Source organism: Aedoeadaptatus urinae (genome assembly GCF_900155585.1).
GTDB classification, from domain to species: domain Bacteria; phylum Bacillota; class Clostridia; order Tissierellales; family Peptoniphilaceae; genus Aedoeadaptatus; species Aedoeadaptatus urinae.
In genome coordinates, this window is record NZ_LT707417.1 from 129,721 (window position 1) to 156,041 (window position 26,321).

General features: G+C 53.7%; 17 protein-coding genes. 15 read left to right on the plus strand and 2 right to left on the minus strand.

Annotated elements, in window-relative coordinates:
* Positions 1-6: 6 nt before the first annotated feature.
* The 4 genes from BQ7397_RS02990 to BQ7397_RS03005 are packed head-to-tail and all read left to right on the plus strand — an operon-like array spanning position 7 to position 4,259.
* Positions 7-675: a tRNA1(Val) (adenine(37)-N6)-methyltransferase gene (locus BQ7397_RS02990; protein WP_077074698.1), complete on the plus strand. Its 669-nt coding sequence runs from the start codon at positions 7-9 to the stop codon at positions 673-675.
* Complete coding sequence (rsmI, locus tag BQ7397_RS02995) at positions 665-1,477, plus strand: 16S rRNA (cytidine(1402)-2'-O)-methyltransferase (protein ID WP_077074699.1); 813 nt, start codon at positions 665-667, stop codon at positions 1,475-1,477. The genes BQ7397_RS02990 and rsmI overlap by 11 nt, the downstream gene beginning before the upstream one ends.
* On the plus strand, positions 1,474-2,424 hold the full coding sequence (locus BQ7397_RS03000; RefSeq protein ID WP_083703398.1) for a DNA double-strand break repair nuclease NurA: 951 nt from the start codon (positions 1,474-1,476) through the stop codon (positions 2,422-2,424). The genes rsmI and BQ7397_RS03000 overlap by 4 nt, the downstream gene beginning before the upstream one ends.
* Positions 2,424-4,259, plus strand: coding sequence for an ATP-binding protein (locus BQ7397_RS03005; protein ID WP_144019958.1), 1,836 nt, complete (start codon positions 2,424-2,426; stop codon positions 4,257-4,259). Before BQ7397_RS03000 ends, BQ7397_RS03005 begins: the two co-directional genes overlap by 1 nt.
* Positions 4,260-4,348: 89 nt before the next feature.
* Here BQ7397_RS03005 and BQ7397_RS03010 read toward each other — a convergent pair whose 3' ends face one another.
* Positions 4,349-5,308 (minus strand): L-lactate dehydrogenase, encoded by a 960-nt coding sequence (locus tag BQ7397_RS03010; protein ID WP_083703421.1) that lies wholly within the window; start codon positions 5,306-5,308, stop codon positions 4,349-4,351.
* A 560-nt stretch (positions 5,309-5,868) separates the two neighbouring features.
* On the opposite strand from BQ7397_RS03010, the gene BQ7397_RS03015 reads away from it, so the two are divergent.
* Together BQ7397_RS03015 and BQ7397_RS03020 are read left to right on the plus strand one after the other, a co-directional pair.
* Entirely contained in the window at positions 5,869-7,800 is a 1,932-nt protein-coding gene (locus BQ7397_RS03015) for an acyl-CoA dehydrogenase family protein (RefSeq protein WP_077074701.1), read from the plus strand.
* A 17-nt stretch (positions 7,801-7,817) separates the two neighbouring features.
* Positions 7,818-9,053, plus strand: coding sequence for an FprA family A-type flavoprotein (locus BQ7397_RS03020; RefSeq protein WP_077074702.1), 1,236 nt, complete (start codon positions 7,818-7,820; stop codon positions 9,051-9,053).
* A gap of 89 nt (positions 9,054-9,142) precedes the next feature.
* On the opposite strand, the gene BQ7397_RS03025 is transcribed toward BQ7397_RS03020, so the two are convergent.
* Positions 9,143-9,634, minus strand: coding sequence for a hypothetical protein (locus tag BQ7397_RS03025; RefSeq protein ID WP_077074703.1), 492 nt, complete (start codon positions 9,632-9,634; stop codon positions 9,143-9,145).
* Between the two features lie 212 nt (positions 9,635-9,846).
* Between BQ7397_RS03025 and BQ7397_RS03030 the strand changes: the two genes are divergently transcribed.
* The 9 genes from BQ7397_RS03030 (at position 9,847) to BQ7397_RS03070 (ending at position 26,258) form a co-directional block, all read left to right on the plus strand.
* A complete protein-coding gene (locus BQ7397_RS03030; protein WP_077074704.1) occupies positions 9,847-11,478 on the plus strand; it encodes a putative manganese-dependent inorganic diphosphatase in 1,632 nt (543 codons plus the stop codon).
* A 16-nt stretch (positions 11,479-11,494) separates the two neighbouring features.
* Positions 11,495-12,064: a TetR/AcrR family transcriptional regulator gene (locus BQ7397_RS03035; protein ID WP_144019959.1), complete on the plus strand. Its 570-nt coding sequence runs from the start codon at positions 11,495-11,497 to the stop codon at positions 12,062-12,064.
* A 119-nt stretch (positions 12,065-12,183) separates the two neighbouring features.
* Positions 12,184-12,723: an HdeD family acid-resistance protein gene (locus BQ7397_RS03040; RefSeq protein ID WP_077074706.1), complete on the plus strand. Its 540-nt coding sequence runs from the start codon at positions 12,184-12,186 to the stop codon at positions 12,721-12,723.
* A 4-nt stretch (positions 12,724-12,727) separates the two neighbouring features.
* Complete coding sequence (locus tag BQ7397_RS03045) at positions 12,728-14,092, plus strand: radical SAM/SPASM domain-containing protein (RefSeq protein WP_077074707.1); 1,365 nt, start codon at positions 12,728-12,730, stop codon at positions 14,090-14,092.
* 76 nt (positions 14,093-14,168) lie between these two features.
* Positions 14,169-14,513, plus strand: coding sequence for a hypothetical protein (locus BQ7397_RS09290; protein ID WP_234970563.1), 345 nt, complete (start codon positions 14,169-14,171; stop codon positions 14,511-14,513).
* 21 nt (positions 14,514-14,534) lie between these two features.
* Positions 14,535-15,233 (plus strand): TVP38/TMEM64 family protein, encoded by a 699-nt coding sequence (locus BQ7397_RS03055; RefSeq protein ID WP_077074708.1) that lies wholly within the window; start codon positions 14,535-14,537, stop codon positions 15,231-15,233.
* Between the two features lie 20 nt (positions 15,234-15,253).
* Positions 15,254-16,123: a DegV family protein gene (locus tag BQ7397_RS03060; RefSeq protein WP_077074709.1), complete on the plus strand. Its 870-nt coding sequence runs from the start codon at positions 15,254-15,256 to the stop codon at positions 16,121-16,123.
* A 122-nt stretch (positions 16,124-16,245) separates the two neighbouring features.
* On the plus strand, positions 16,246-20,490 hold the full coding sequence (locus BQ7397_RS03065; protein ID WP_077074710.1) for a 2-hydroxyacyl-CoA dehydratase: 4,245 nt from the start codon (positions 16,246-16,248) through the stop codon (positions 20,488-20,490).
* A 152-nt stretch (positions 20,491-20,642) separates the two neighbouring features.
* Entirely contained in the window at positions 20,643-26,258 is a 5,616-nt protein-coding gene (locus tag BQ7397_RS03070) for an S-layer homology domain-containing protein (RefSeq protein WP_077074711.1), read from the plus strand.
* Positions 26,259-26,321 lie beyond the last annotated feature (63 nt).

Below are 26,321 nucleotides of genomic sequence, written 5' to 3' on the forward strand. Positions count from 1 at the left end.
GGGCTTATGGGCAGTGATTATATTCCCGCAAACGGGATGCGTATTTTTCAAAGGAAGGGCGTCTTTTCCTTCAGCATGGATTCGGTGCTTCTGGCCGCATACGGCGAGAGCCGGGGTCGCGTGTTGGATCTGGGCTGCGGCAGCGGCTACCTGGCCTTAATGGCAACGAAGGATGCCGACGAGGTGGTGGCGTTGGACCGCTTGCAGGAAGCCGTGGACTTGGTGGAAAAAAGCGCCGCGGCCAACGGCGTCACCATTCACACGGCGGTGGGGGATTTCAGAGAATTGGATCTTCCGCCTTTCGATGTGATTTTTACGAACCCACCCTTTTACAGAGACAGCATGACGAACGACGACCCGTCCATTTCCGCGGCGAAGCATTTGGATCCGGACATGCGCTGGTTTTACGAGGCCGCCCGCTTTTTAAAGCCCGGGGGAAGGCTCTACGGCATCGTGGATGTGGCCCGCTTTCAGGAGGTCATGGCGGATCTCACCGCGGCCAAGGTGGCGATAAAGCGCATGCGGCCCGTCTATTGGAAGCGGGGCGAGGCGGCCCGTCGCATTCTCTTCGAAGGAGTGTCGGGCGGCGGTTGTTTTATGGTTCTGGAGCCCGCCCTTTATGTTTACGAGGACGGCGCCTACAGCGAGGAGGTAGCAGGCTATTATGGCAGGTAAGGTGTATTTTTGTCCCACGCCCATCGGCAATTTGGAAGATATTACATTGAGGACGCTCAGGGTGCTGAAGGAAGTCGACGTTATATTGGCGGAGGACACCCGCCACTCCCGGCCTCTTTTGAATCACTACGCCATTGCCACGCCTATGGAAAGCTACCACAAGTTTAACGAGGCGGAAAAAATAGCCGCCATTTTGGCGCGGCTGGATACCGGGGAAGACGTGGCAGTCATATCCGACGCCGGGATGCCCGGAGTGTCCGATCCCGGGGCCGTGCTTATGACAGCGCTGTTAAAGGAAGGCAGGCCCTACGAGGTGCTCCCCGGGGCCTGCGCCCACGTGAACGCGTCGGTGATCGCCAATTTGGAAGAGGGCCGCTACCTCTTCTGGGGCTTTTTGCCGCAAAAACACGGCGCACGTGTGGCGACGCTGAAAAGCCTGAAGGACTTGCCCGTGCCCGTGATTTTTTACGAAGCGCCTCATCGCATCGAGAAGTTCGCTCAAGACGTGGTGGAGGCCATGGGGGATCGGGTGCTGATTTTTGTGCGGGAGATTTCCAAGCTGTACGAGGAGCGTATCGAAACCACCGCCGAGGATTTCCTCACCCACATGGAGGACTACACCATCAAGGGGGAATTCGCCGTGGTGCTTATGCCCCAACAGGAGGAGAAAACCGTGGACATTCTCTCGGCTCTCAGGGAAAAGGTCGAAGAGGGCATGAGCCCTTCCAAGGCGGCGAAGGAAGTGGCCAAGGAGTGGAATTTGCCGAAGAATGTGGTGTATAAGGAGAGTTTGAAGCTTTGAATCAAGAAGATCTGCTGGCCTTTCGCCGGGAAATCGGCGAGCTGAACGAAGCCTTAAAGACGAAGTACGATCCCCTGTTTCAAAAAACGGGACGGGATTTTAAAAAGGCCCTCACAAAAGAGGTGGGCACCATTCACAAGCTGGAGTCCCTGAGCGAGGCGGAGCTGCGCCGGGTGGGATCCGTCGCCGGGGTGGACGGCTCGGTGATTCGCCAGGGCGGCGCCTATCCCCACTATGTGGAATTTTATCAGGGCCTGGCTCTTAGCATGCAGAAGAAGGAGCGGCGCATTCGCCGCATCTACACGCCCCTTCTCGCCGGGGACGACGCCGTGAGCGCGGAAAAGCTCCACGACCGCAACCTGGCCGAGGTGGAGTTGGAAGCGGCCATGGCCTTGGTGGATGACGAAGACGTGGCGGTCCTCATCATGGACGGGGGCCTCTTGCGCTACGCCATTAACTCCCCCGCCAAGTGGGAGGAGCTGAGAGGGCTCTGCCTGGCGAAGGACACCCTCCTCGTCGGCGCCATTAAAGACATAAAGACCAGAGACATTGCCCGCCGCATGGACCGGGGGCGGGATTTCTACGACCGGGAGTACTTAGCCGGCAAGTTGGACGTGGGCGAGCTCCTGATCCTCGCAGACGATAGAGACGAGGAAGAAGAGGGTAAGACCGCCGCGGGCCTCGTGGGGGCCTTCTACCGCCCCACCCGCCACTGGGAAGTGGTGGGCATGGACGTCCTCGCCGAGCAGAAGGACGCGTTGGATTTCCTCGCCCGTCTGCTCTACACCCTGACGCCGAAAAACGGCCGCGGCGTGCCCTTCTGGATCGACATCGTGGACAAGGAAGTGAAGGTCAAACAGAAAGAAGTGCGCCTTATTTTGGAAGAGGCCATGGACCGAGATATGCTGGAACGATTTTTTGTATCGGAAAGAGATCGGAGAGTGTGATGCAAATAAAAGTAGTGGGATTGACCAATCCCAGAGAGGTCGCCGTGGGAAGTCGGGACCACAATTTTCGCGTGGCGGAATTTTTAATGATCGAAGACCCGGTGCAGGGGCCCATCCTCGGCGAGGTGGTGGAGGCACAGACCTACAACCGCTTCATCCCCATGGACGTGGGCGGCGATTTCGTCGACGACGGCGTGTTGGCCTCTTTGCGGCAATTGGGCTACGACATTCACAACGAAACCATTTACGTGGCCAAGGTGCGCTTTTTGCACGAGACCCCGTACCCGCCTCTCACGGGCTCCGACGCCCGCAGACCGGAATTTTCGGAAATCCGCGGCCTTCTCGTGCCCACGGGCCCGGGTGAAGGGCTGGTGCTCGGCGCCATTCGCCACACGGATTATTTGTACGATGCCATGGAAGACAATCTCAAGGGGCTCTTTGAGCTTTACGAAGAGGGAAGCCACACGCCTCAAAAAGACGTGCCCTATGTATTGGATCTGCGGGCCATGCACCAATACCCCCACATGGGGATCTTCGGCGGCAGCGGCAGCGGCAAGTCCTTCGGCATGCGCGTCCTCTTGGAAGAGCTTATGGAGAAAAACGTCCCCGGCGTGGTTCTGGACCCCCACTACGAAATGGACTTTTCCAATGCAGCGGAAGGGGGCAAGAGCTACGAGAAAAATCACCGGCGCTTTCAAATCGGCGTGGACATCGGCATCGACTTTTCCTCCATCTCCGCCGGCGATTTAAAAACCATTTTAAACGCCGTGTCGGAGCTGTCCGAGGCCATGAATAGCACCGTGGATCTTCTCTTCCAAAGCAAGAGCAGCTTCTCCACCTTTTCCGGGCGGCTCATCGATTTAATCGAGGGCCACGAGGCCGGCGGCACGGATAAAATTCGGGAAATGACCATGGATCCCTCGGCGGATCAGAAAAAATGGCAGCGGGTGCAAAATTTGTATGAACGCTTCGGCAAGTCCACCAACATTTCCTCCCTGCGGGGAATATTATGGCGGCTCAACAGCCTGGAGCGGGACGGCCTCTTTGCCGGCGATTCCAAGCCCGTGGAAGATACCATTTTCGAAGGCAAGCTCGCCGTGATCCAAGGCTCGGTGAAGCTCATTCAAATGTATGCCACCTACATCATTCGCAATCTCTACAAAAAGCGCCGGGACTACAAGGACGCCCAATTCGTACAGCCCGCAGGCGGCGATTACTTCCCGCCCTTCTTCGTCGTCACCGACGAAAGCCACACCTTCGCCCCCAAGGGCCTCCCCGCTCCGTCGAAGACCGTGCTTCGTGAGATCGCTCAGGAAGGGCGAAAGTACGGCGCATTTTTAATCCTCGCCACCCAGCGGCCCACCCTCTTAGACGACACCATCACCGCCCAGCTCAACTGCAAAATGATCTACCGCACCGTGCGGGCACAGGACATCGACACCATTCAGGGCGAGACGGACATCAGCGTGGAGGAATCCCGCCGCCTGCCCTACCTGCAAACCGGCGACGTGTTTATCTCCTCCTCCCACCTAGGCCGCACCACCTTCGCCCGCATACGCATGGCGAGAACCACCTCCCCCCACACGGAAAATCCCTTCGACGAGCTGAAGAAGGTGAAGACCGCCTCCCAGGACCGGCTTTTGAAAGCGGCGGAGGAACTCTTCCCCATCTCCACGGCCAATGACATCCTCGCCGTGCTGCCGGAGCTGGAAAAGCGCGGCCTCTCCTTTACCAGAGAAGGCCTCATCAGCGCCCTGGATCAACTGGCGGAAGAGGGAAAAATCCAACGCAGCGTGGACTTTTTAGGCAACAGCAAATACGAGATACCGGAATAAAATGGGAAGATAAAATTTCATCCGACAAAAAAAGCGCCCCGCGGGACGCTTTTTTTATGAGGAATGTTTTTTGAGAAATGTTTTTTCGATTAAAGGCCGAGTCTTTCCATGCCTTGTTCTTGAACTTCCTTCAATGCCTTGTAGGAAATTTGCATTTGTTCCTTTTCCTTGTCGTTCAAGGGAACTTCGATGACCTTTTGGATGCCGTTGCGGCTCAGGACGACGGGGGTGCCCATGTAAATGTCCTTGCAGCCGTATTCGCCGTCCAGGTAGGCGCCCACGGTAATGATGGAGTGGGAGTCTTCGATGATGATGCGGCAAATTTTCGCAAGGACGGTGGCTACGCCGTAGTAGGTAGCGCCCTTGGCGTCGATGATGCGGTAGGCCTTGTCGCGAACGTCGGTGTAGATTTTTTCTTTGGCGGCGTCGATGTCGTCGGTCTTTTCGGCGAGCCATTCGTCTATGTGGCGGCCGCCGATGGATGCTTCGCTCCATACGGGGAAGGAGGTGTCGCCGTGTTCGCCCATGATGCTGGCGGATACGTCGCGAGCATCCAGCTCAAGGTAGCGGGAGATTTCGTCGCAGAAGCGGGCGGAGTCCAAGGACGTGCCGGAAGAGATGACCCGTTCTTTCGGGAAGCCGGAGATCTTTAAGACGGCGTAGGTTAAGATGTCCACCGGATTGGCAGCTACGAGGAAGATGCCGTTAAAGCCGGAATCCATAATTTGTTCGACGACGTCTTTGACGATGGCCAGGTTTTTGTGCACCAGGTCTAAGCGGCTTTCGCCGGGCTTTTGAGGTGCGCCGGCGGTAATGACGACGATGTCCGCATCGGCACAGTCGCTGTATTCGGCGGCGTAGATGGTCTTTGCGGAGTTATAGGTCAGAGCGGCGGTCAAGTCCATGGCATCGCCTTGGGCCTTGCGCGTGTTGACGTCGATAATGCCCAGCTCGCGGCCCAAGCCCTTTAAGGTCATGGCGTAAGCGAAGGAGGATCCGACGGATCCGTCGCCGACGAGGATTACTTTTGCGTTGGGGTTTTTGATCATATTGGTCATTGTTTGCCTCCTGTATCGTTATTATCTTTTCAATCAACCTAATTATAGTTGCTGAAAGGCAAAAAGGGAAGAGGAAAAGCAGAAATAGTTGCGTTTTGAAAGAAATAATAAGGTCGACAAAATAATAAATAAAAAATGGGAAAAACACGTAAAAAACACGTAAATGGGAGGATAAAGGAAGTGGAGGATTTTGTGCTGCTTCCTTTTTTTTAATGGAGGCAAAAAACAGAAAAGTGCAATAAATGTGAAAGATATGAAAGGCTTTGTATGAAATAGTTTTCTCGGGAAGCTAAAAACATTTGATATTTTTTACAAAAAAACAGCATAAATAAATTTCCAAGGGGTAAATTCCTAATGTATGAAGTGAGAGCGGGCGAAAAAAGTCGAGAAATATTGCATTTTTTCGAAAAAACAAAAGCTCGAACGGCTTTACAACGGAAAAAGCCTGTGCTATAGTAAAACTATACACAAGCGGTACGGTTTGTTGTTCCGGCTTCACACCGGCCACTCACATGCATTGTAGTCTGTGACATTGATTGCAAGGAGGAAATATGTTATTCAAAACAAACGAAGCGCACGAAGCGCTGAGAAAGAAAGTTCGCGAGTTCGCGGAAACCGTTGTCGCACCGGTCGCTTTCGAGCTCGACCGTGAAAACAAATACCCTGAAGACATCGTAGCGCAAATGGCGGATCTGGGCATCATGGGCCTTCCCACTGCCGAAGAATACGGCGGCGCAGGAGCCGACGTGATCTCTTATGCCATTGCCGTTGAAGAACTTTCCCGCGTCGATGGTGGCGTCGGCGTTATTTTATCCGCTCACACCTCCTTGGGTACTTATCCCATCGATCACTTCGGAACGGAAGAACAAAAACAAAAATACCTGATTCCCTTGGCTAAGGGCGAAAAAGTCGGCGCATTCGGCTTAACTGAAACCAATGCCGGCTCCGACGCAGGTGAAACGGAAACCACCGCCGTATTGGAAGGGGATCACTACATTCTAAACGGACAAAAGATTTTCATCACCAACGCACCGGCCGCCGACACTTACGTCGTCTTCGCCGTGACCACACCGGACATCGGCACCCACGGCATCAGTGCCTTTATCGTAGAAAAAGATTTCGAAGGCTTCACCTTCTCCGATCACTACGACAAATTGGGCATCCGTTCCTCCACCACGGCGGAACTGCACTTTAACAATGTCCGCGTCCCGAAGGAAAACCTCCTGGGCAAAGAAGGCAAGGGCTTTAACATCGCCATGGCCACCTTGGACGGCGGCCGTATCGGTATCGCAGCACAAGCATTAGGTATCGCTCAAGGCGCTTACGAACACGCCCTGGCTTATTCCAAGGAACGGATTCAATTCGGTCAACCCTTGGCAGCCAACCAAGGCATTTCCTTTAAGCTCGCCGATATGTACACCAAGATCGACGCCGCTCGTATGCTCATCTACCGCGCAGCTGAAATGAAGACCAACGGCGAACGTTACGGTCTGCAAGCAGCTGAAGCAAAAATGTTCGCATCCGACATGGCTCTTGAAGTGGTCAACGACGCTCTGCAAATTTACGGCGGCAGCGGCTTCATGAAGGGCATGGAAGTTGAACGCGCCTACAGAGACGCTAAGATTACCACCATTTACGAAGGTACCAACGAAATTCAACGTGTCGTCATTGCCGCTAATATTATCGGCAAGGCTGCCCGCTCCGCAGGCGGCGGCGGCAAGAAGAAAGCGGGTAAAGGCCCCATCACCGGCATCCGCAAGAAAGAAATCTTCGACAGCGACAATCAAGAAGAAAACGTCAAGAACTTAATCGCCGCTCTTCAAAAAGACGGCTACGACTTCGGCGTCGGCATCGATCTGATGACGCCCATCGTCGATGCGGAACGCGTGGTCTCCATGGGTAAAGGCTTTAACGGCAACAAGGATTTGGCAGAAGACTTGGCGCGTGCCTTCGGCGCCGCCATCGGTTCCTCCCGTCCCGTCGCCGAAACCGACAAGGTTCTCCCCATCGAACGCTACGTCGGTATGTCCGGTCAAAAATTCCGCGGCAACCTCTATGTAGCCTGCGGTATCTCCGGTGCCGGCCAACACTTGAAGGGCATTAAGGATGCGGCCACCATCGTCGCCATCAACAACGCCCCCAACGCCATGATCTTCAAGAACTGCGACTACGGTATTGTCGGCGACATCGAAGAAGTGGCACCCCTGATCATCGAAGCATTAGGTACGGAAGGCAAGGGCGAAGCACCTGAAATGGTCAAGATGAAACGCTCCAAACCGAGAAAGACCGCACCGAAGGACGATATCTACGTCTGCCAAGGCTGCGGCTACGAATACAATCCCGAACGGGGCGACGAAGAAAGCGAAATCGAAGAAGGAACGCCCTTCGACAAGCTGCCCGATGAATACATCTGCCCGAAATGCGGCGAAGAAAAAGATAATTTCATCAAAGTCGATTTCCCCGAAGATCGTACCTTTAAATAAGGATTAGGAGGTAAGCAATGTATACCGTTAGAAAAGTCACCGACGATTTATACTGGGTGGGCGCCAACGAACACCGCCTGCACCTGTTTGAAAATATTCACCCGATTCCCCGTGGCGTCAGCTACAACTCCTATCTGCTTATGGACGAAAAAACCGTCCTCTTCGATACGGTTGACTGGGCTGTATGCCGGGAATTCTTAAACAATGTGGAACACGTCTTGGACGGCAGAGATCTGGACTACGTGATCATCAATCACTTGGAACCCGACCACGCCGCATCCTTAGACGAAGTCTTGATTCGCTACCCCAATGCCAAGGTCATTTCCAACGAACGGGCCTTTATGATGATGCGTCAATTCGGCTTTAATGTCGACGGCAAAGAAATTCAAGTAGCCGAAGGCGACGCTATGAGCTTCGGCAAACACGAAATCACCTGGGTCGCAGCACCTATGGTTCACTGGCCCGAAGCCATGGTCAGCTTTGATGTGACCAACGGCGTCCTCTTCTCCGCCGACGCCTTCGGCACCTTCGGCGCATTGGACGGCAAGCTTTTCGCAGACGAAGTCAACTTCGACCGCGACTGGCTCGACGACGCTCGCCGCTACCTGACCAACATCGTCGGCAAGTACGGCCCCCACGTTCAAGACCTTCTGAAGAAGGCCGGCACCATCGACATTAAGATCATCTGCCCCTTACACGGACCGGTCTGGAGAGAAGATCTGGGCTACTTCATCGAAAAATACGACAAATGGTCTCGCTACGAACCGGAAGAAGACGGCGTGCTCTTGGTTTACGCCTCCATGTACGGCAACACGGAATACGCCGCACAATGCTTGGCCACCAAACTTTGCGAACGGGGCATGACCAATGTCCACATGTACGACGTATCCAAAACTCACGTCAGCTACCTGGTTTCCGAAGCCTTCCGCCTGAGCCACATCGTGCTGGCATCGGTTACCTATAACCTGGAAATCTATCCCGTCATGCACCAATTCCTCAACGAAATTCGCATGCTGAACCTGCAAAACCGCACCGTCGGCATTATCGAAAACGGAACCTGGGCACCGCAAGCGGGCACCTTGATGGAAGAATTCTTAGACAAGAACATGAAGCTCATGGATACCCTGGGCGGCGAAGTCACCGTTTCCTCCTCTTTAACCGACTCTACGGAAAAAGAATTGGACGGCCTGGCCGATTCCATCGTCGAATCCTTCGCAAAGATCAAGGAAGAAAAAGAAAAAGCACAAGCTTAAGCCTTAGAATAAAAAGTCCGATCCTTCGGGGTCGGGCTTTTTTCGTGTGCCTTTCCATGAAAAAAACCACCGGATGTCGGTGGTTCTGATTATTTATCCTTATATAGTACCCCTTCATTTTCTGCGCCGGAGATCGTCCAGGTCTTATAGCCGTCGATATTGTCGGGGTTTTCATCGCATCTGTACGTCTTATTGTATCGACTGTCAATCAAGTAATCGTAATTATTTCCCTCTTTATCTTTGTCGCAATAAATGTACAACTCAAAGCCGGAGGGCCGAGCTCCGCCCCAATATTTATCGCCGATTTTTTGCATAAATTCCACATCGACCAATGCCTTAAAATCTTCCATGAGGGAAATCAGCTTTTCTCTTTCCAAGGGACCCTCATAGACCATCTCCGCTCTCAAGTCGGGCCTTCGAAAATAGAACTTTAATTCTTTTATATGTTCGTCGGAACGGCACATGGTCTTTGTGAATTGCCTGACCTCTTTCATGCGCACTCGTTTATTTGGATTAGTTTCCACGAGGATCAATAAGACGGCGGAAAGAATGACGCCGGCAAGAAAAATCTTTTTTTTCATCGTAAACCTCCGAATGATGTAAGATAAAAGATCGGTGAAACGCAACATTTAACGGGTGATGTCGGATCTTCCGATTCGATTTTACCATATGGGCGAATGGAGGTGTAATGCGATCACGCGCCCGTGCCGTCGGCATTTGCATCGCAGAGGCCGCTCGGCGTCCTTCGTCCGCCCCTGAAAATATGTTATAATGGCATATATTTGGAGGGATTATGAAGAACAAGATTTACATCACCGGTCACAAAAATCCGGATACCGACAGCATCTGCTCGGCTATGGCCTTGGCGGAGCTGAAAAATAAAACGGGAGACGACGCCGAGGCCATTCGTCTGGGAGAAATCAATCGGGAGACGGAATTCGTTCTGAATTATTTCGGCGCGGAGAAGCCTCGCTTAAAGACGTCCATTATGCCGCAAATCCGCGATTTGGATATGGACGGGGCCTACTGTGTGAGCCCCGATCTTTCCATGGCCGGGGCCATGGAGATTATGCAGAAAAATAATATAACCTCCCTGCCCGTCATCGACGGCAAAGAAAATCTCATCGGCATCATCAGCCTGTCCAATATCGCCGCCACCTACATGGAAGTATGGGACGATACCATTATGGGCCGCTCCGACGCGAGCCTTGAAAATATTAAAGACGTCTTAAAGGGCCAATGGATTCACCTGCCGGAGGCGCCCCGCCCCATTACGGGGAAAATGGCGATTAAGGCCATTAAAAACAAAAACCTCATCGAAGAAGGGGACGTGGTCATCGTCGGCGACGACGTGGAAGATCAGGAAGCCACCATTCTAAAAGACGTGGCCCTCTTGATCCTTACCATCTCCACCACATTGGACGAGCGACTCTTGAAGCTCGCCGAGGAGCGCCATGTGGCCGTCATCTCCACGGGCCTGTCCACCTTTATGGTGGCGCGCCTTTTGCCCCAAGCCGTGCCCATCGGCCACATTATGACCAAAGACGAGCTGGTGGTCTTTCACAAGGACGATTTAATCGACGAGGTGCGGGAGAAGATGAAGGAATCCCGCTTCCGCGCCTACCCCGTGCTGGACGAAAAGGACCGGGTGATTGGCAGCATCTCCCGCTACCATCTGATCACGGATCTGAAGAAAAAGATCATCCTCGTGGATCACAACGAGCGCAATCAATCCATCGACGATTTGGACAGCGCGGAGATTTTACAGATCGTGGACCATCACCGGGTGGCCAATGTGGCCACGTCGTCGCCGATTTTTTTCAGAAACGAACCCGTGGGCTCCACGGCGACGATCGTCTCCAAAATGTTTTTCGAAAACGGCATTATGCCTTCCACAAAAGTGGCCGGGCTCTTGTGCGCCGCCATGATCTCCGACACCCTTCTCTTCCGCTCACCCACGTCCACGGCCACGGACCGCTACATTTTAAATAAAATGAGCAAGATCGCCGGCATCGACGTGGAAGACTTCGCTATGAAGATGTTTAAGGCGGGGACGAGTCTGGAAGGGAAGAAGCCGGAAGAGCTTTTAAACACCGACGTGAAAAATTTCGTCTTCGACGGCGACACCGTGCGCATCTGCCAGATCTTTACCATGGATCCCGACAGCATCGCCGCCGTGGAAGAGAGCCTGAAAGAAGCCATGGAAGATTACGTGAAAAAAGAAGCCGTGGCGAGCTTTATTTTAATGATCACGGACATTTTCAGAGAAGTGTCCGACATCATCGTCGTAGGCGGGTTTAAAGAGGCCTTGGCCCGCCAGTTCGGAAAAGAGATTCGAGGCGACAAATTTTCCGCCGAAGGCCTTCTGTCCCGCAAGAAACAATTGGTGCCCAAAGTGGGCGCCGCCGTAGACGAGAGCCGATAGGAGAGGGGGTGACCCGTTGAGCAAGCATACGCAGCAGGCGATGATCGATGTCTTTATGGCGCTGTTGAAAGAAAAATCCTTCGACAAAATCACGGTGAAGGAAATCATCGAAGGGGCGGAAGTGAACCGCAACACCTTTTACTACCACTTTCTGGACATCAACGATCTGTTGGAGGCCGCCTTTCAGCGGGAGTCCGTCAAATTCCGGGAAGAGAGCCGCGCCGAAAACGACTTCGGCGAGGAATACCTGCGCACGGTGAATTTTCTCCTGGAGCATCGGGACGCCATTATCCACATCTACGAATCCAAGAGCCGACGGGTCGTCATCAGCTACGTGGAATCCGCCGTCAGCTACTTTATCGGCCGCTTCGTGGAAGAGGAAGCCGTGGGCACGTGCCTTTCCGAAAAGGGAAAGGAAAACATCACCTATTTTTACAGCGATGCCGTCTTAGCCGCCACCCTTCGTTGGGTGGAAGGGAAGATGGAGGCTTCGCAGGAAGATTTAATGGAAACCGTCGAGCGCGCTTTTTACGCCACCATCCATCCCATGATCGATGCCTACATCGAGGGCCACGGCGACAAATAGAAAAATCAAATTTCATTAGACAAAAGAAGCAAAGTGTCTGGAATTCAGATACTTTGCTTTTTTTGTCCGTTGGAATACCCCCGGAGCGGGATTACACTGTAGTTAAGCGAGGTGAGAATATGGACCGTTTAATAAAAATAAAAAGGATGTACAGTATCTTTTCCGTCGGTCTTATCGCCCTCGGCGCTCTGTTTTTATTTAAACCGACTATGACCGCCGAGGTGTTTTGCAAAATCGGTGGGGTGTTTATGCTCTTCTTCGGCGCAGTGAAGCTCTACAGCTATTTTTCGAAAGATCTACTGCAGCTGGCCTTTCAATTCGATTTCGCCATGGGCATCTTATCGGCGCTGTTGGGCATCGTGATGCTCAGCCAAACGACGAAATTTCTCGATCTCATCGTCGTCTGCATGGGCCTGTTTATGCTGGTGGACGCCTTGCTCCGAATGCAGACGGCCATGGACGCATGGCGCATCGGCGTCAAGCGTTGGCGAATGATCTTGGTTTTTGCACTGCTCGTGGCACTGGCAGGGGCCATGCTCTTTTTAAGACCCTATGAAGGCCGCACCGCCATCATCATGTTAATGGGAATTAATTTAATCATCGACGGCGTTTTGAATCTCTATGTGGTACAGAACACGGTATCGATTTTGAGGAGGTAGTATCATGGCAAAATTGACACATCGATCCGCGCGAAAAGCGGCGAGTTTAGGCATCGACGTTTTACTTAAGAAGGTCAACAAAAACGACCGGGAAGAAGAAATGCTCAAGCTCGTGGATATTATGGAAAAATTCATGGAAGGCGACGAGATGGCCCTGGATTACGATTGGATCCGCGGCCTGGTGGGCAGCAAGGAAACCGCCTTGAACCGCTACCTAAACAAGGCATTGGACGAATTGGATCCGGTTGTCATCAAGACTACGGTACTGAACTTGGGTTTCGAGGCCATGCTCTCCGGCACCAAGACCATGCACGCCCTGCGCAAGGAACACGGCTGCAATATTCCCTGGGTCATTCTTATGGACCCGACCAGCGCCTGCAATCTTCACTGCACCGGCTGCTGGGCGGCGGAATACGGCAACAAACTGAATCTAACTTACGATGAAATGTCCGACATCGTCAAACAAGGCAAAGAGCTGGGCATCCACTTCTATATGTTCACCGGCGGCGAACCCCTGGTGCGCAAAGACGACATCATCAAGCTCTGCGAAGAACACAACGACTGCCAATTCCTCGCCTTTACCAACGGCACCTTGGTGGATCAGGCCTTCTGCGACGAAATGAAGCGGGTGGGCAATTTTGCCTTGGCCATCAGCCTGGAAGGCTCCCCGGAAGTCAACGACCTGCGCCGCGGCGACGGGGTATATGAGCGGGTCATGACCGCCATGGATCTCTTAAGGGAAAACGGCCTGATCTTCGGCACATCCATTTGCTACACGTCGAAAAACTGTGAGTCGGTGACGAGCAAAGAATTTGTAGAACTCATGATCGAAAAAGGTTGCCGCTACGCCCTCTACTTCCACTACATGCCCGTGGGCAACGACGCCTCCGTAGAACTTCTGCCCACGCCCGAGCAACGTGTGGCGACGAAAAACCGCATCCGCGCCATTCGCAATCTGGATCACGGGGAAGGGCTCTTTACCATGGACTTCCAAAACGACGGGGAATACATGGACGGCTGCATCGCCGGGGGACGAAATTACTTCCACATCAACGCCAACGGCGATGCGGAACCCTGCGTCTTCATCCACTACTCCGACTCCAATATCAGAGACCACGCCCTGTTGGAAATTTTGAAGCGGCCTCTCTTTATGGCTTATCACGACAATCAACCCTTTAACGAAAACCACCTGCGGCCCTGCCCCATGTTGGAAAATCCGGAAATTCTCCAACGCATCGTCCACGAAACCGGCGTCCACTCCACCGACCTGCAATCGCCGGAGGCGGTGGAACACCTTTGCGGCAAGTGCAAACCCTATGCCGCAAGCTGGAAACCCCGCGCCGACGAAGAGTGGTACGACGTAAGATAATTCTAAAAAACGGAGCGATAAGCAATAAGGTGCGGCCTTATTGCTTATTGTTTGTAAAAGAGAAACAGGTGACACCATGGAATTTGAAGACATTCAAAACCGGCTGACCGCCCGCCTTCCGGAACAGTTGGAAAATCAAAAAATTTCCGATCTGTTGAGAAAATCCATTCAACCCTACAAGGAGCTCATGAGCTATTATCGCTGCGCCATGATGGAAGTGGAAGTGCAGCTTAGGACCATTTCCATGGATTGGTGGGCCAGTTTGGAACACAAGATACGCTACAAAAAAGGCCTGCCCCATTCGGAATACATCGAAAGGGAGCTGAACGAGTGCGCGGAAATGAGCGCCGCCTTGGACGAGCGCATGGAACGCCTCTACATCATGGCGTCGGAACGCATGGAGGACGAGGTGGCGGAGTAGAAAAAGAGAGGAGGAGACGGAATGAAGGAGCGTGACAAAAAGAAAACGACGCTGCAAAAACAGCTCAAGCGCATTCAGATCATCGCCCTTCTATCCTTCGGCATCGCCCTTATCGCCATTTATCTGATGACGAAAGAGCATATGACCGTTGAGAGCATATTGTCAGGCGTGGGAGCGAATACCCCGCGAGCCACCTTGATGCTCCTCCTTCTCTTCGGCATCAAAAGCCTTTCCATCGTCATCCCCCTGCCCTCCCTCTATCTTGCAAGCGGCCTGCTTTACTCTCCCGTAAAAGCCGTGGCCGTCAGCTACCTGGGCCTGGCCATTGCCCTGAGCATCCCCTACATCCTCGGTCGCTGGGCAGGGGGCGCGGGCATCGACTACGTCATGGACCGCTACCCGAAAATGGAGAAGGTCATCGCCATGCAGAAGAAAAACGAATTTTTCTCTAATTTCATCGTGCGGATCATCGGCTGGTTCCCTTGTGATATACTAAATTTTTACTTCGGCGCCACGGCCACGCCCTATCCCGTTTACCTCGGGGCATCCCTCTTGGGCTCATCCATCGGCGTCATTACCAACACCCTTTTAGGCGATGTGATTTTAAATCCCCTTTCGCCGCAATTTGCCATCATGATCGCCATTAAAATCGCCGTCTCCGCGGCGGCCTTTGGTGTGGCCTATCGTTTGAATAAAAAAGAAAATCAGAACGGAGAATAGAAATAAAGAAGGAGCGAAAGATGAAAGTTGCCATTTTAACCGACACCAACAGCGGCATTTTTACCCCCGATGAAAATGCCGGCCTTTTCGTGCTCCCCATGCCTATCGTCATCGGCGACAGCACTTATTATGAAGGGGAGAATTTAAGCGAAAAGGAACTCTGCCAATTTATGGAGCAGGGTGAAAAAGTCACCACCTCTCAGCCGCCCATCGGCCTGTTGATGGACAAGCTCGACACCATTTTGGCGGATGGCTTTGAAGAAGTGGTCTATATACCCATGTCTTCCAGCTTGAGCAGCTCTTGCCACACGGCGCAAATGGTGGCGAAGGAATACGGAGGGAAGGTGCACGTGGTGGACAATCGCCGCATTTCCGTCACCCAAAAGGATTCCGTCATGGACGCCCTTCGCCTGGCACAGAAAAAAGTCGGGGGAAAGAAAATTACCCGCATCTTGGAAGAAGACAGCGCCAACAGCACGATTTATCTTTCCGTCTCGTCCCTGGAGCAGCTGAAAAAAGGCGGGCGGATCAGCTCGTCGGCGGCGGCCATTGCCACCGTATTAAGCATTAAGCCCGTGCTCACCTTCCGCGGTGAAAAGTTTGATGCATACGAGAAGGTGCGGGGGAGCATGTACCGGGCCCAACTGAAAATGATCGACGCTCTGCACAAAGACGTGGACCGCCGGTATTCCAAAGTGGATCCCGGGCGCATTCGCATCGGCGTGGCGGGCTTCGGCATCGACGAGGGGGAAAAAGAGCGCTGGCTCGAACTGGCGGCCAACGCCTTTCCCCTGGCGGATGTGCGCTACGACCCTCTTCCCGCCAGCGTCGGCGCTCACACGGGCGCGGGGGCCTACGGCATCGGCATCACCGTGGAAGGAAAGGTGTAAAGGTAGAGCGGAAAAAGAAAGTGGACCGAGATCAAATTGATTACTGCCTTTTTATTTGAAAGATGTTATAATCTATGGCAACGGTAAGAGCAAACAACATATATAAGAAAGAAGGTAGTTAAATGTTGCTGCACATGGGCTTGGACGTGGGTTCTACCACGGTAAAACTTGTGGCGCTCAACGATAAGAAGGAGATCTTGTATTCCACTTATCGACGACATTTTTCCGATATGAAAAAAACCGTCGCGGACATTTTGACGACGGTCTACCATAAATTTTCTGACGATGAAACCACCATCAACGTCACCGGCTCCGGAGGGATCGCCGTGGCGGAATTTTTGCGCGTGCCCTTTATCCAGGAAGTGGTGGCGGGCACCGCCGCCATCGAAGCCTACCTCCCCGAAACGGACGTGGCCATCGAACTGGGCGGAGAGGATTCCAAGATCACCTACCTTCGCGGCAGTTTGGAACAGCGCATGAACAGCATCTGCGCCGGAGGCACCGGGGCCTTTATCGACCAAATGGCCTCCCTCTTAAAGACCGACGCCGCCGGCTTAAACGCCTTGGCCAAGGAACATACGAAGATCTATCCCATCGCATCCCGTTGCGGCGTCTTTGCCAAAACCGACGTGCAGGCCCTCTTAAACCAAGGGGCGACGAAAGCGGACATCGCCGTGTCCGTCTTTCAATCCGTGGTGAATCAGACCATTTCCAATTTGGCCTGCGGCCGTGCCATTCGAGGCAAGGTCGCCTTTTTAGGCGGCCCTCTTACCTTTTTAGATGAACTGAAAAAGCGTTTTATCGAAACCCTGGGCCTCACGGAGGACGAAATTTTGGCGCCTGAAAACGGCCAGATCTTCGTGGCCTTGGGGGCGGCATTAAAGACCGTGGGTCAAGTGCCGGTGAAGGTGAAAGCCCTCTACGACCGCCTGAGTACCACGGAAGACGTCCACGTGGATGCCGACGCCCTCTTGGAGCCTCTCTTCAAAGACGAGGCGGAGCTTCAGGCCTTTCGCGCCCGCCACGCCGGCTGCGATTTGCCCCGCCGGGATCTGGATTCCTACGCCGGCCCTCTCTACGTAGGCATCGACGCCGGCAGCACCACGACGAAAATGGTGGCCCTCTCCGACCAAGGCGAGGTGCTTTACGAGGCCTACGGCCCAAATAACGGCTCGCCCCTGGACCGGGCGAGGTCTTACCTTATGGATCTCTACGACCGCATGGGCGCCGACGCCTACGTGGCCTCATCGGGGGTCACCGGCTATGGCGAGGACTTTATTAAGGCGGCTCTCAAGGTGGACCGCGGAGAAGTGGAAACCATCGCCCACTTCCGCGCCGCCCGCTACTTCGAGCCCGAGGTGGATTTCATTTTAGATATCGGCGGCCAGGACATGAAGGCCATGAAGGTCAATGGCGATGTCATCGAGTCCATCCTCTTAAACGAAGCCTGCTCCTCGGGCTGCGGCTCCTTCCTTCAAACCTTTGCCGGCGGCGTAGACTACACGGTACAGGAATTTGCCGCCGTGGCCCTGGAAAGCGACGCCCCGGTGGATCTGGGCAGCCGCTGCACCGTCTTTATGAATTCCAAGGTGAAGCAGGCCCAAAAAGAAGGGGCGAGCGTGGCGGATATTTCCGCGGGCCTCGCCTATTCCGTCATACGAAACGCCATTCAAAAGGTCATTAAGATTCGCGACCCGAAAAAACTGGGCGAGCACATCGTGGTTCAAGGCGGCACCTTCTACAGCGACGCCGTGCTCCGCGCCTTCGAAAAGATTACGGGCAGGGAAGTGGTGCGCCCGAAAATGAGCGGCACCATGGGCGCCATCGGCATGGCCCTCATCGCCATGGAAGAGGGCGGCGAAGAGAGCACCCTTCTGTCCCGGGAAGAGCTGGACGAATTTACCTACACCACGAAACACGCCCGCTGCGGCCAATGCGCCAACAACTGCGCGCTCTCCGTGCATATCTTTAAAGACGGCAGCCGCTACATTACCGGCAACCGCTGCGAGCGGGGAGCGGGCATCGTCCGCGGAGAAGACGACGTGCTTCCCAATCTCTACGCCTATAAATTAAAGCGCGTCTTCGATTACGAAAGCCTCCCGGAAGGGGCGCCTACCATAGGCATTCCCCGGGTGCTGAACATCTACGAAAACTACCCCTTCTGGCACACCTTCCTTACGAAGCTGGGCTACCGCGTCGTCCTCTCCGACATGTCCTCCCGCGCCCTCTACGAAAAGGGGCTGGAGTCCATTACCTCGGAAACCGCCTGCTACCCGGCAAAAATCGCCCACGGCCACGTGGAAAACCTCGTGGAAAAAGGCGTGGACAGAATTTTTTACCCGGCCATCTTCTACGAAGAAAAGAAAATGGACCGGGCGGACAACACGCTGAACTGCCCGGTGGTGGCCGGCTACAGCGAAGTCATTAAAAACAATGTGGAGAGCATCGAAAAAAGCGGCATCGAATATTTAAATCCCTTCCTCTCCTTCGACAACAGGCAAAAGCTGGTCGAGCGCCTCGCCGAAGTCTTTCCCGAACACGACAAAAAGGCCGTGAAAGACGCCGTGGCCGCCGCTTACGAGGAGCAGACCCGCTACCGCGACGACGTTCGCGCCGCCGGCAAGCGCGCCCTGGACTTTCTCGAGGAGACGGACAGCGTGGGCATCGTCCTCGCCGGCCGCCCCTACCACGTGGATCCCGAAATCAATCACGGCATGGCGGAAATGATTACGGGCCTGGGCCTGCCCGTCCTGTCGGAGGACAGCATCGTGGAAGAGGAAAACATCGACGGCAAGCTCCGGGTGCTGGATCAGTGGAACTACCACTCCCGCCTCTATCGGGCGGCGAAAATCGTCGGGGAGAGCGAGCATCTGGAAATGGTGCAGCTCAACTCCTTCGGCTGCGGCCTGGACGCCGTCACCACGGATCAGGTCAACGAAATTCTGGAGGCCTACCACAAGATCTACACCGTTTTAAAAATCGACGAGGTCAACAATTTAGGGGCGGCGAAAATTCGCCTGCGCTCCTTGATCCAAGCCGTAGAAAATCGCGCCTTGGATAAGGAAGCCGAGTCCATATACAAGAATCCCGTCCTCTTTACGGAAGAGATGCGCAAGACCCACACCATCCTCATTCCGCAAATGGCGCCCATCCACTTCCGCCTACTCGAGCCCATGCTCAGAGGCGAAGGCTTTAATGTGGAAGTGCTCCCCGATCTGTCCACCCACGTGGTGGACAAGGGCCTGCAGTACGTCAACAACGACGCCTGCTACCCCTCCATCTTCGTCGTGGGCCAATTTATGGAAGCGGTGAAAAGCGGTCGCTACGACACCGACAACCTCACCCTGCTTATGACTCAAACCGGCGGCGCCTGCCGGGCAAGCAACTACGTGGGCTTTATCAGGAAGGCGCTGAAGGACGCGGGCTACGGCCACGTCCCCGTCCTCGGTCTTTCCCTTCAGGGCATCGAGCTGCACCCGGGCATCGATCTGACCCGAACGCAAATGGTCCGCATCGGGAAAAAAGCCGTGCAGAATCTGCTCTACGGCGACCTCATCATGCGCCTTTCAAATGCGACACGGCCCTACGAGGTGGAAGCCGGCGCGGCGAAAGCCCTGGCGGATAAGTGGCTTGAAAAATTAAACGCAAAGGATCGCCGCTACTCCCGAAAAGAATTCAGGGAAAATGTCCGCCGCATGATCGCCGATTACACCGCCGTGGAAACACGGGACGAGGTGCGGCCGAAGGTAGGCATCGTCGGCGAAATCCTCGTGAAGTATCTCCCCGAGGCCAACAACCACGTCCAACGCCAACTGGAAGCGGAGGGCGCGGAGGTGGTGGTGCCCGACCTTACGGACTTTATGATCTACTCCTTTAAAAATGCGAGCATCAAGAAAAATCGCTACGGCACGTCGAAAAAAGGCAGCTTCCTCGCGGAAATCATGATCCGCTACGTGGAAAGCTATCGCCGCGTCATCCGTGACGCCCTGAAAGCTTCCCCCTTCGACGCCCCGGAAACCGTGGAAACCCTTATGGCCTACGCCGAGGAATTCGTGGACCTGGGGAATCAATACGGCGAAGGCTGGCTGCTCACGGCGGAAATGGTGGAACTCATTCGCGCCGGCGCCGGCAACATTGTCTGCGTCCAGCCCTTCGGCTGTCTGCCCAATCACATTACGGGCAAAGGCGTGATCAAATCCGTGCGGGAAGCCTACCCCACGGCCAACATCATCCCCATCGACTACGACGCCTCCGCCTCGGCGGTGAACCAAACCAATCGCATCAAGCTCATGATGGCACAGGCGGAGAAAAACAAATTCGTCAATCATAAAATGGCAAAAGAACACAAACGCGCTGCGGACAATTAAGGGATAAAAGAAAAGCGGATTTCCGAAAAAGGAGATCCGCTTTTTTGATGCACTTAGATTGTAAATTCAAGCTGAAAAAAATATTTGTGTCCGAGAAAAGACATTGCTATAATAGAACAATAATCAGTATCAATTAAAAAGGAGGTATTTGAATGATGAAACGATTGGGAGCATTGCTCCTAAGTATGCTGATGATCTTTAACGGATCAGCGGCCTTTGCCATGACTGCCGAGACGGCCGGTCTGCAGCTACAATTGGAAAATACGACGAAGGATTACATAGAGATTGCCGTCGAGCCTAAGGAAGAGGCCGAAAATATCATCGGCGTCACCACGGATTCCGTTTTTAAACACGACAAAATCGGAAGCAAGTATCAAATCGGATGGGTGCAGGGAAAGCAGTTTTCAGTTGAGAACGGAAAGCTTGCAATCAATCCTCTGAAAAACAAACATACCTTGAGCCTGCAGTTCAAGGACAAGACCCTCCATTACATTTTCAAGGACGGAAAGTTTGAGCCCATCGACGTGGCCCATCCGCCCAAGGGAAAAATCCACGTTAAGCTGGAAGGCTATTTCGAAGGGGCCTTGGTGGGCCAGAGAAAATACGACGCCACCAGCGGCGCCACCGGTTCCGTGACGGATAATAAAAATTCCGACATTAAAGTCTACGCCCAAGTGACGGAAGAGGGAGAAGAGCCCAAAGCCTCGGCGTGGAAAGAACTGTCGAAGTCCGATGTGGAAGTGGACAAGGGCAAGACGAGAATTACCCTGGACCCGAAGTCGGGCATGAAGGCGTCCTTTAATGCCTCGGATTCATCCATCACCTTGGCAGGCACGCCGGATGCGGTGGGCGAATATCCGGTGCGCGTGGAACTGGTGGACATTTACGGACGAAAAGCCACCAGCAACGAGGCGTGGTTCTCCGTTTCGGATATCGAATCGGTCTATCTGGATTCGATTATGAAAAATGTAAACACGCGGCTGAAGACTACGGCCAACGGGAAGGTGCTCTTTAATCAAGAGCCCTGGTACATCGCCTACTTTAACGAGAAGAATCGCGGCGCCGGCCAGTCCTATACGGTGCCTAAAAATATTAATTTATGGCAAGGCTCCCACGAAAGCGGGACCTACGGTCAATTGGGCCTGGTCCTTCCCGTAAAGGATAGCCCCAATCGACAAAAGCACGAGTATAGACCTAACGAAGACCGCCTGCCCATTCAGGATCTCGTTTTAAACGAAGGCACGAATCTGACCCTGGTCAATATGAAGGTCTTTTCCGGCGTGAACATCGTCGTCAACAAAGGAGCCACCCTCACCGTTCATGATTCTTCGATATACGGAAAAATTACCGTAAACGGCGGGCGACTGCGCATCAATTACGACCCCGAGGGAAAAATGATCGGCGAATTTAAAAAGCCCACGGGAGAAAAAGTGGTCTCCGGCTCGTCGATACAAGGGCAAATCATTTTAAATGATGACGCCGTCATGGAAGACTCTTACATCTATTCCAACACCAACAACCTAACCGACGCCGGTCGCGCCATACAAAACACGCGACCCGTGGTTCTCGTCAAGGGCCACGCCTTTATTAAAGGCAACGTCTTCGTCAAAGGTGATGAATCGCCGACGGGCAATGAAGCCGACGGCAAGCCTTATCGCGGGCAAAACGCCATGACGATCGACGGCGGCTCCCTGACTGTTTTGGATGGCTCCGCCCTCTACCTCTATGGCGGGGGCACCTCGGCCACCACCTCTCGCGGGGGCCACGCCCTCACCCTGGCAAACGACGGAAAGGTCCTCGGCAAAGGCAAGCTCGTCGCCCTGGGTGGCAGCGGCCATACCCGCGAAGGCGGCATGGCCGTCTCGGGCAAAGGACTTATTTCCCCTGCCGTCGCTTATTTAAGAGGCGGAAACGGCGCCGGCGAAACCCCAGCAAAGGACGGGGGCGTCGCCATCGCCAACAATGTGGTGGGAAAAGCCATCGACGGCGGCCAAGGCGACTATCCCGAGTATTGGAAGCATTCCTCCATTCCGAAAAAATTAGACAAAAAAACCATAGGCACTCAGCGAATCGATCCCGCCGGCGCCGCGCCGGAAGAAGGCAGACCGTCGCCTCTGCCTAACGAAGGGAAGCCCGAAGACAAAATCAAGCGGGTCGAGTTCGTAACCAATCAATTCCACCGCTGCTCCATACAAGTGGACGGCAAGAGCGACGATTCGAAGCTGTGGCTCGAAAAGCTGAAACAGGGCCACGGCACCGTTACGGTCAAAGGCGAAGCCTTAAAGCCCGTCGCCGACGAAAGCAAGGGTTATAAAGTCGAAGGAACCACCCTTTACATTTACGGGCTCAATGTCGGGGATGAAGCGGACATAAAAGTCGAGGGCTTTGTTCCGGTGAAGCTAAAAGCCGTAGCCTCGGACAATCCGCAAGTGCCCTATCGCTTGGAAAAGGCGGGGGCCAAAGAAGAAGACAAGCCCTATGTCCCCGAGGACGAAAAAGAAATCACCGAAGCCCGCGTGGAGGCGGCAAAAAAATTCATAAGCGAACTGACCCTGGACGAAAGCGCCTTGGCTGCCCCCGGCGTCAACACAGCTCGCAACTCAGCCACTATTCGTGCATTTAGAAATGCCGTAAAGGATGCCAAGGCCCTGGCCGCGAAAGGGGATCTGACCCCGGTGGAGAAGAATGCCTTGGTCAAGCTCGCCGAAAGCAAATTCAGAGACAAGACCAAAAATATATTAGTCGACATGAAGCTGGAGTCGCCGAAAACAGTGGCCAATCGCCACGACGCCACGCGCCTCCACGCCGTCCTCAAAAACGGAGAAGTCGTCTATACCTCCGCCTTGGAAAATCTATCGAAAGCGGGCAATCCCAAGGTCAAGCTCTATCGCATCGACAAAGAAAAATACGAAGCCGATGCCCAAACCGGCGCCACGCCGAAATTTGAAGAAGCGCCCTTGGATGAAAAGTATTACGACGTGAAAAAGGCGGAGGGCCGTTACCGGATTTCCGTAAAGGAAAAGGAACTGAAGAAAGCTTTTCCGAACACGGCCCTGGTAAAAGTCGTCTTTTCCATGGAAGTGGCCGATGGCGTGGCCGTGGAAAACGCGGACTTCGTCTTCCTGTCCGACGGCAAAGAAACCAACAAGCCCGAGAAAAAAGACAAGGATTTGGTCGGCGAACAGGATCCGAAACGGAAAGATCCCCGGCCGGGACAGAAGGACCCCGAGCAAAAAGACAAGCCCAAGGGCCATTACGAATACCGCTTGACCAAGCGTCCCGTTTCCTATCGCAAGAAGGGCGAAAGAACCGTCGCCCCCCAACGCTTTGTGGAAGGCTATCCCGACGGAAGCTTTAAGCCGTCGGCATGGGTGACGCGGGCGGAATCGGCGCAAATGGTGTTTAAGATGGAAGCCGGGTCCGCATCGAAGGATCGGCCGGCCTTTAAGGACGCAAAGGACACGTGGTACAACGAAGCCATTAACTTCGCCGTAAAGAAGGACATGCTCCTTTCGAAAAACGGCGCCATTCGCCCCGACGAGCCCATGACTCGCGGCGAATTCGCCCGCATGCTAGCCCCGATTCTTCCGAAAAAAGAGGGCAAGCATTCCTTTGCCGACGCGGCGAAGCATCCCTATGAGGCGGCCATCGAGCAAGCTTATCTTAACGGCATCGTCGTCGGCTATCCCGACAAGAGCTTTAAGCCCGAAAACAAAATCACGAGGGCCGAAGCCGTCGCCATGATGAATCGCCTCTACAAACACTACCTGACCCGAGGCGAGCTGGCGGCACACAGAGAAAAAATCAAAAGCTTCCGCGACGTGCCCGAAAGCCATTGGGCTTATTTGGAAATCATGTCCGCCGTCAACTATCCCGACGTGAAAAAGCGAGTGCAAACCTTCGATTGGACAGAGACCCGCTACGAAAGTCAATGGGACAGAGTGTGGGTGGAAGACAAAAAGGCCCCCGAAAGAAAGCCGGACGCGAAAAAAGAATTTACCTTGCAGTCCATCGAAGGTAAAGACGCAAAGATTTCTCTAAAGGGAAAATTGACCAAAGGCGCCCGTCTGGAAATCACGAACAAGGCGAAGATAAAAGACGGCGTGCTACAAATCACCGTTGCCGAAAGCATTTTGAAAGACTACAACAAACTGACGCCGCCGGAAGGCAAATTCTACGACCTCGTCGCCTCCTACGACGTAAAGCTCATAGGCGAGTCCGAGGGCGAGCTGGAATTAAGCCTGCCCGTGGATGCCGCCTTTAATGGCCGCCTCGCCTTAATCAAGCACTTGACGGCGGAAGGGGTAAAGACCTATGAGGCCAAAGTAGAGGGCGGCCGGGTGACGTGCAAAGTAAACGGCCTTTCCCCCTTTGCGGTGATTGTCGAAAGAGATAAGGTGGACGAAGCCCTGCTTCAATTGCAGGAGGCCATCGCCGAAAGCATAAAAGAAGGCGAGGCCGTGGATGCCTCCGCCTACACGAAAAGCAGCGTCGACGCGTTGAATCGCGCTCTAAGCGAGGCGAAGGCGAAGCAAAAATCAAAGGACAAGGCGGAGCTGAAAAAGGCATTGGAGGCGCTGAAGTCGGCGATGAAAAAGCTCTCGCCTAAGGGCGACGGAGCAGCGCTGAAGGCAAAAATCGCCGAAGCCAAGGCGAAGGCTGCCGATGATCGCTACACCGATGAAAGCAAAGAGGCTCTGCTGAAGGTCTTGAAAGACTACGAAAGCTACGACTACGCCGACGCCACGAAGGAAGCTCTGGAAGCGGCATCCCGAGCCGTGGACGAGGCCGTGAAGGGACTCAAGCTTATTGAAGTTACCGTAAGCGTTCATAACGGCAGTGCCGTGGACACGCTGAAAGCGACCATAGGAGATAAGCTGGGCCAATTGAAAAAAGGCGATCGTGCCTACGTCTTTGCCGATCCGGTCGTGGAAAATAAAGAATTTCTGGGCTGGAAGATCAACGGCAAAGGCGATCTCGTAAAAACTGCGGACTTAAAAGAAACGGTGATTACGAAGGCCGTTGTAGGCGAAGGCAATCGCCTGAAGATCGAAGCCTGCTTTAAAGATAAGATTATTTTGAAGAAAGTGCGGGTCACGGAAATCCAAGGCAACAAAATGCGCATCGACGCCAAGGATCCCGACAGCAAGCTGTGGATGGAAGGCTTTATAGAAAAGGGAACCATTCAAAAGAAACAGGGAGCGAAGCTCGCGGCTATGAACAAAAATTCAGTCCGCATCTACAACAAAGCTTCGACGAAGTCCCTCACCTTCACGGGTTTAAAGGCGGGAGACAAGGTAAAGATTTCCGTCCCGGGCTTTGAAGATCTGTACCTGAAGGCGGAGGCCGCCGGAGGGAACGGATTCAAGCTCGTGCAAATCAAAAGCTTCTCAGAATCCGAAGCACCGGTTCCTCAAGAGAAGCCCATGCCGAAACTGGGCACGCCCTTTAACGGACAGGCCAATGTCTTAAACAATGTTTCTCCCGACGCCAACACCCTTTCCTGGTACAAGGCCTTGTACGAAAAAGGCGTCGTTAAGGCAAACGGCGAAGTGCTTCTGCGCAAGGATAAACTCAGCGGCGACGAGCGGGGTTACTATTTGGAAAATCCCGAGTCCTATTTGCGCGTGACCTTCAGACATTTAAAACTGAACGAAGTCATTACCTTTGAAGTGGAAGGATGGCCGGTCCTGCGCTTTAAAGTGGTGGACTTAAAACCCATATCCGGTCCGAACAGCGAAAAAGAAGCGGTATTTAAAGCACTTTAATTCAAAAAAGACAAACCTCGAAAGCGGGGTTTGTCTTTTTTGTATCTTCGTGTAATAGAGAGG

What these genes read in the sequence shown, in the direction of transcription:
- BQ7397_RS02990 (WP_077074698.1), top strand. Translation starts at nt 7, where the DNA reads ATGGGCAGTGATTATATTCCCGCAAACGGGATGCGTATTTTTCAAAGG.
- rsmI (WP_077074699.1), top strand. Translation starts at nt 665, where the DNA reads ATGGCAGGTAAGGTGTATTTTTGTCCCACGCCCATCGGCAATTTGGAA.
- BQ7397_RS03005 (WP_144019958.1), top strand. Translation starts at nt 2,424, where the DNA reads ATGCAAATAAAAGTAGTGGGATTGACCAATCCCAGAGAGGTCGCCGTG.
- BQ7397_RS03010 (WP_083703421.1), bottom strand. Translation starts at nt 5,308, where the DNA reads ATGATCAAAAACCCCAACGCAAAAGTAATCCTCGTCGGCGACGGATCC.
- BQ7397_RS03015 (WP_077074701.1), top strand. Translation starts at nt 5,869, where the DNA reads ATGTTATTCAAAACAAACGAAGCGCACGAAGCGCTGAGAAAGAAAGTT.
- BQ7397_RS03020 (WP_077074702.1), top strand. Translation starts at nt 7,818, where the DNA reads ATGTATACCGTTAGAAAAGTCACCGACGATTTATACTGGGTGGGCGCC.
- BQ7397_RS03025 (WP_077074703.1), bottom strand. Translation starts at nt 9,634, where the DNA reads ATGAAAAAAAAGATTTTTCTTGCCGGCGTCATTCTTTCCGCCGTCTTA.
- BQ7397_RS03030 (WP_077074704.1), top strand. Translation starts at nt 9,847, where the DNA reads ATGAAGAACAAGATTTACATCACCGGTCACAAAAATCCGGATACCGAC.
- BQ7397_RS03040 (WP_077074706.1), top strand. Translation starts at nt 12,184, where the DNA reads ATGGACCGTTTAATAAAAATAAAAAGGATGTACAGTATCTTTTCCGTC.
- BQ7397_RS03045 (WP_077074707.1), top strand. Translation starts at nt 12,728, where the DNA reads ATGGCAAAATTGACACATCGATCCGCGCGAAAAGCGGCGAGTTTAGGC.
- BQ7397_RS09290 (WP_234970563.1), top strand. Translation starts at nt 14,169, where the DNA reads ATGGAATTTGAAGACATTCAAAACCGGCTGACCGCCCGCCTTCCGGAA.
- BQ7397_RS03055 (WP_077074708.1), top strand. Translation starts at nt 14,535, where the DNA reads ATGAAGGAGCGTGACAAAAAGAAAACGACGCTGCAAAAACAGCTCAAG.
- BQ7397_RS03060 (WP_077074709.1), top strand. Translation starts at nt 15,254, where the DNA reads ATGAAAGTTGCCATTTTAACCGACACCAACAGCGGCATTTTTACCCCC.
- BQ7397_RS03065 (WP_077074710.1), top strand. Translation starts at nt 16,246, where the DNA reads ATGTTGCTGCACATGGGCTTGGACGTGGGTTCTACCACGGTAAAACTT.
- BQ7397_RS03070 (WP_077074711.1), top strand. Translation starts at nt 20,643, where the DNA reads ATGATGAAACGATTGGGAGCATTGCTCCTAAGTATGCTGATGATCTTT.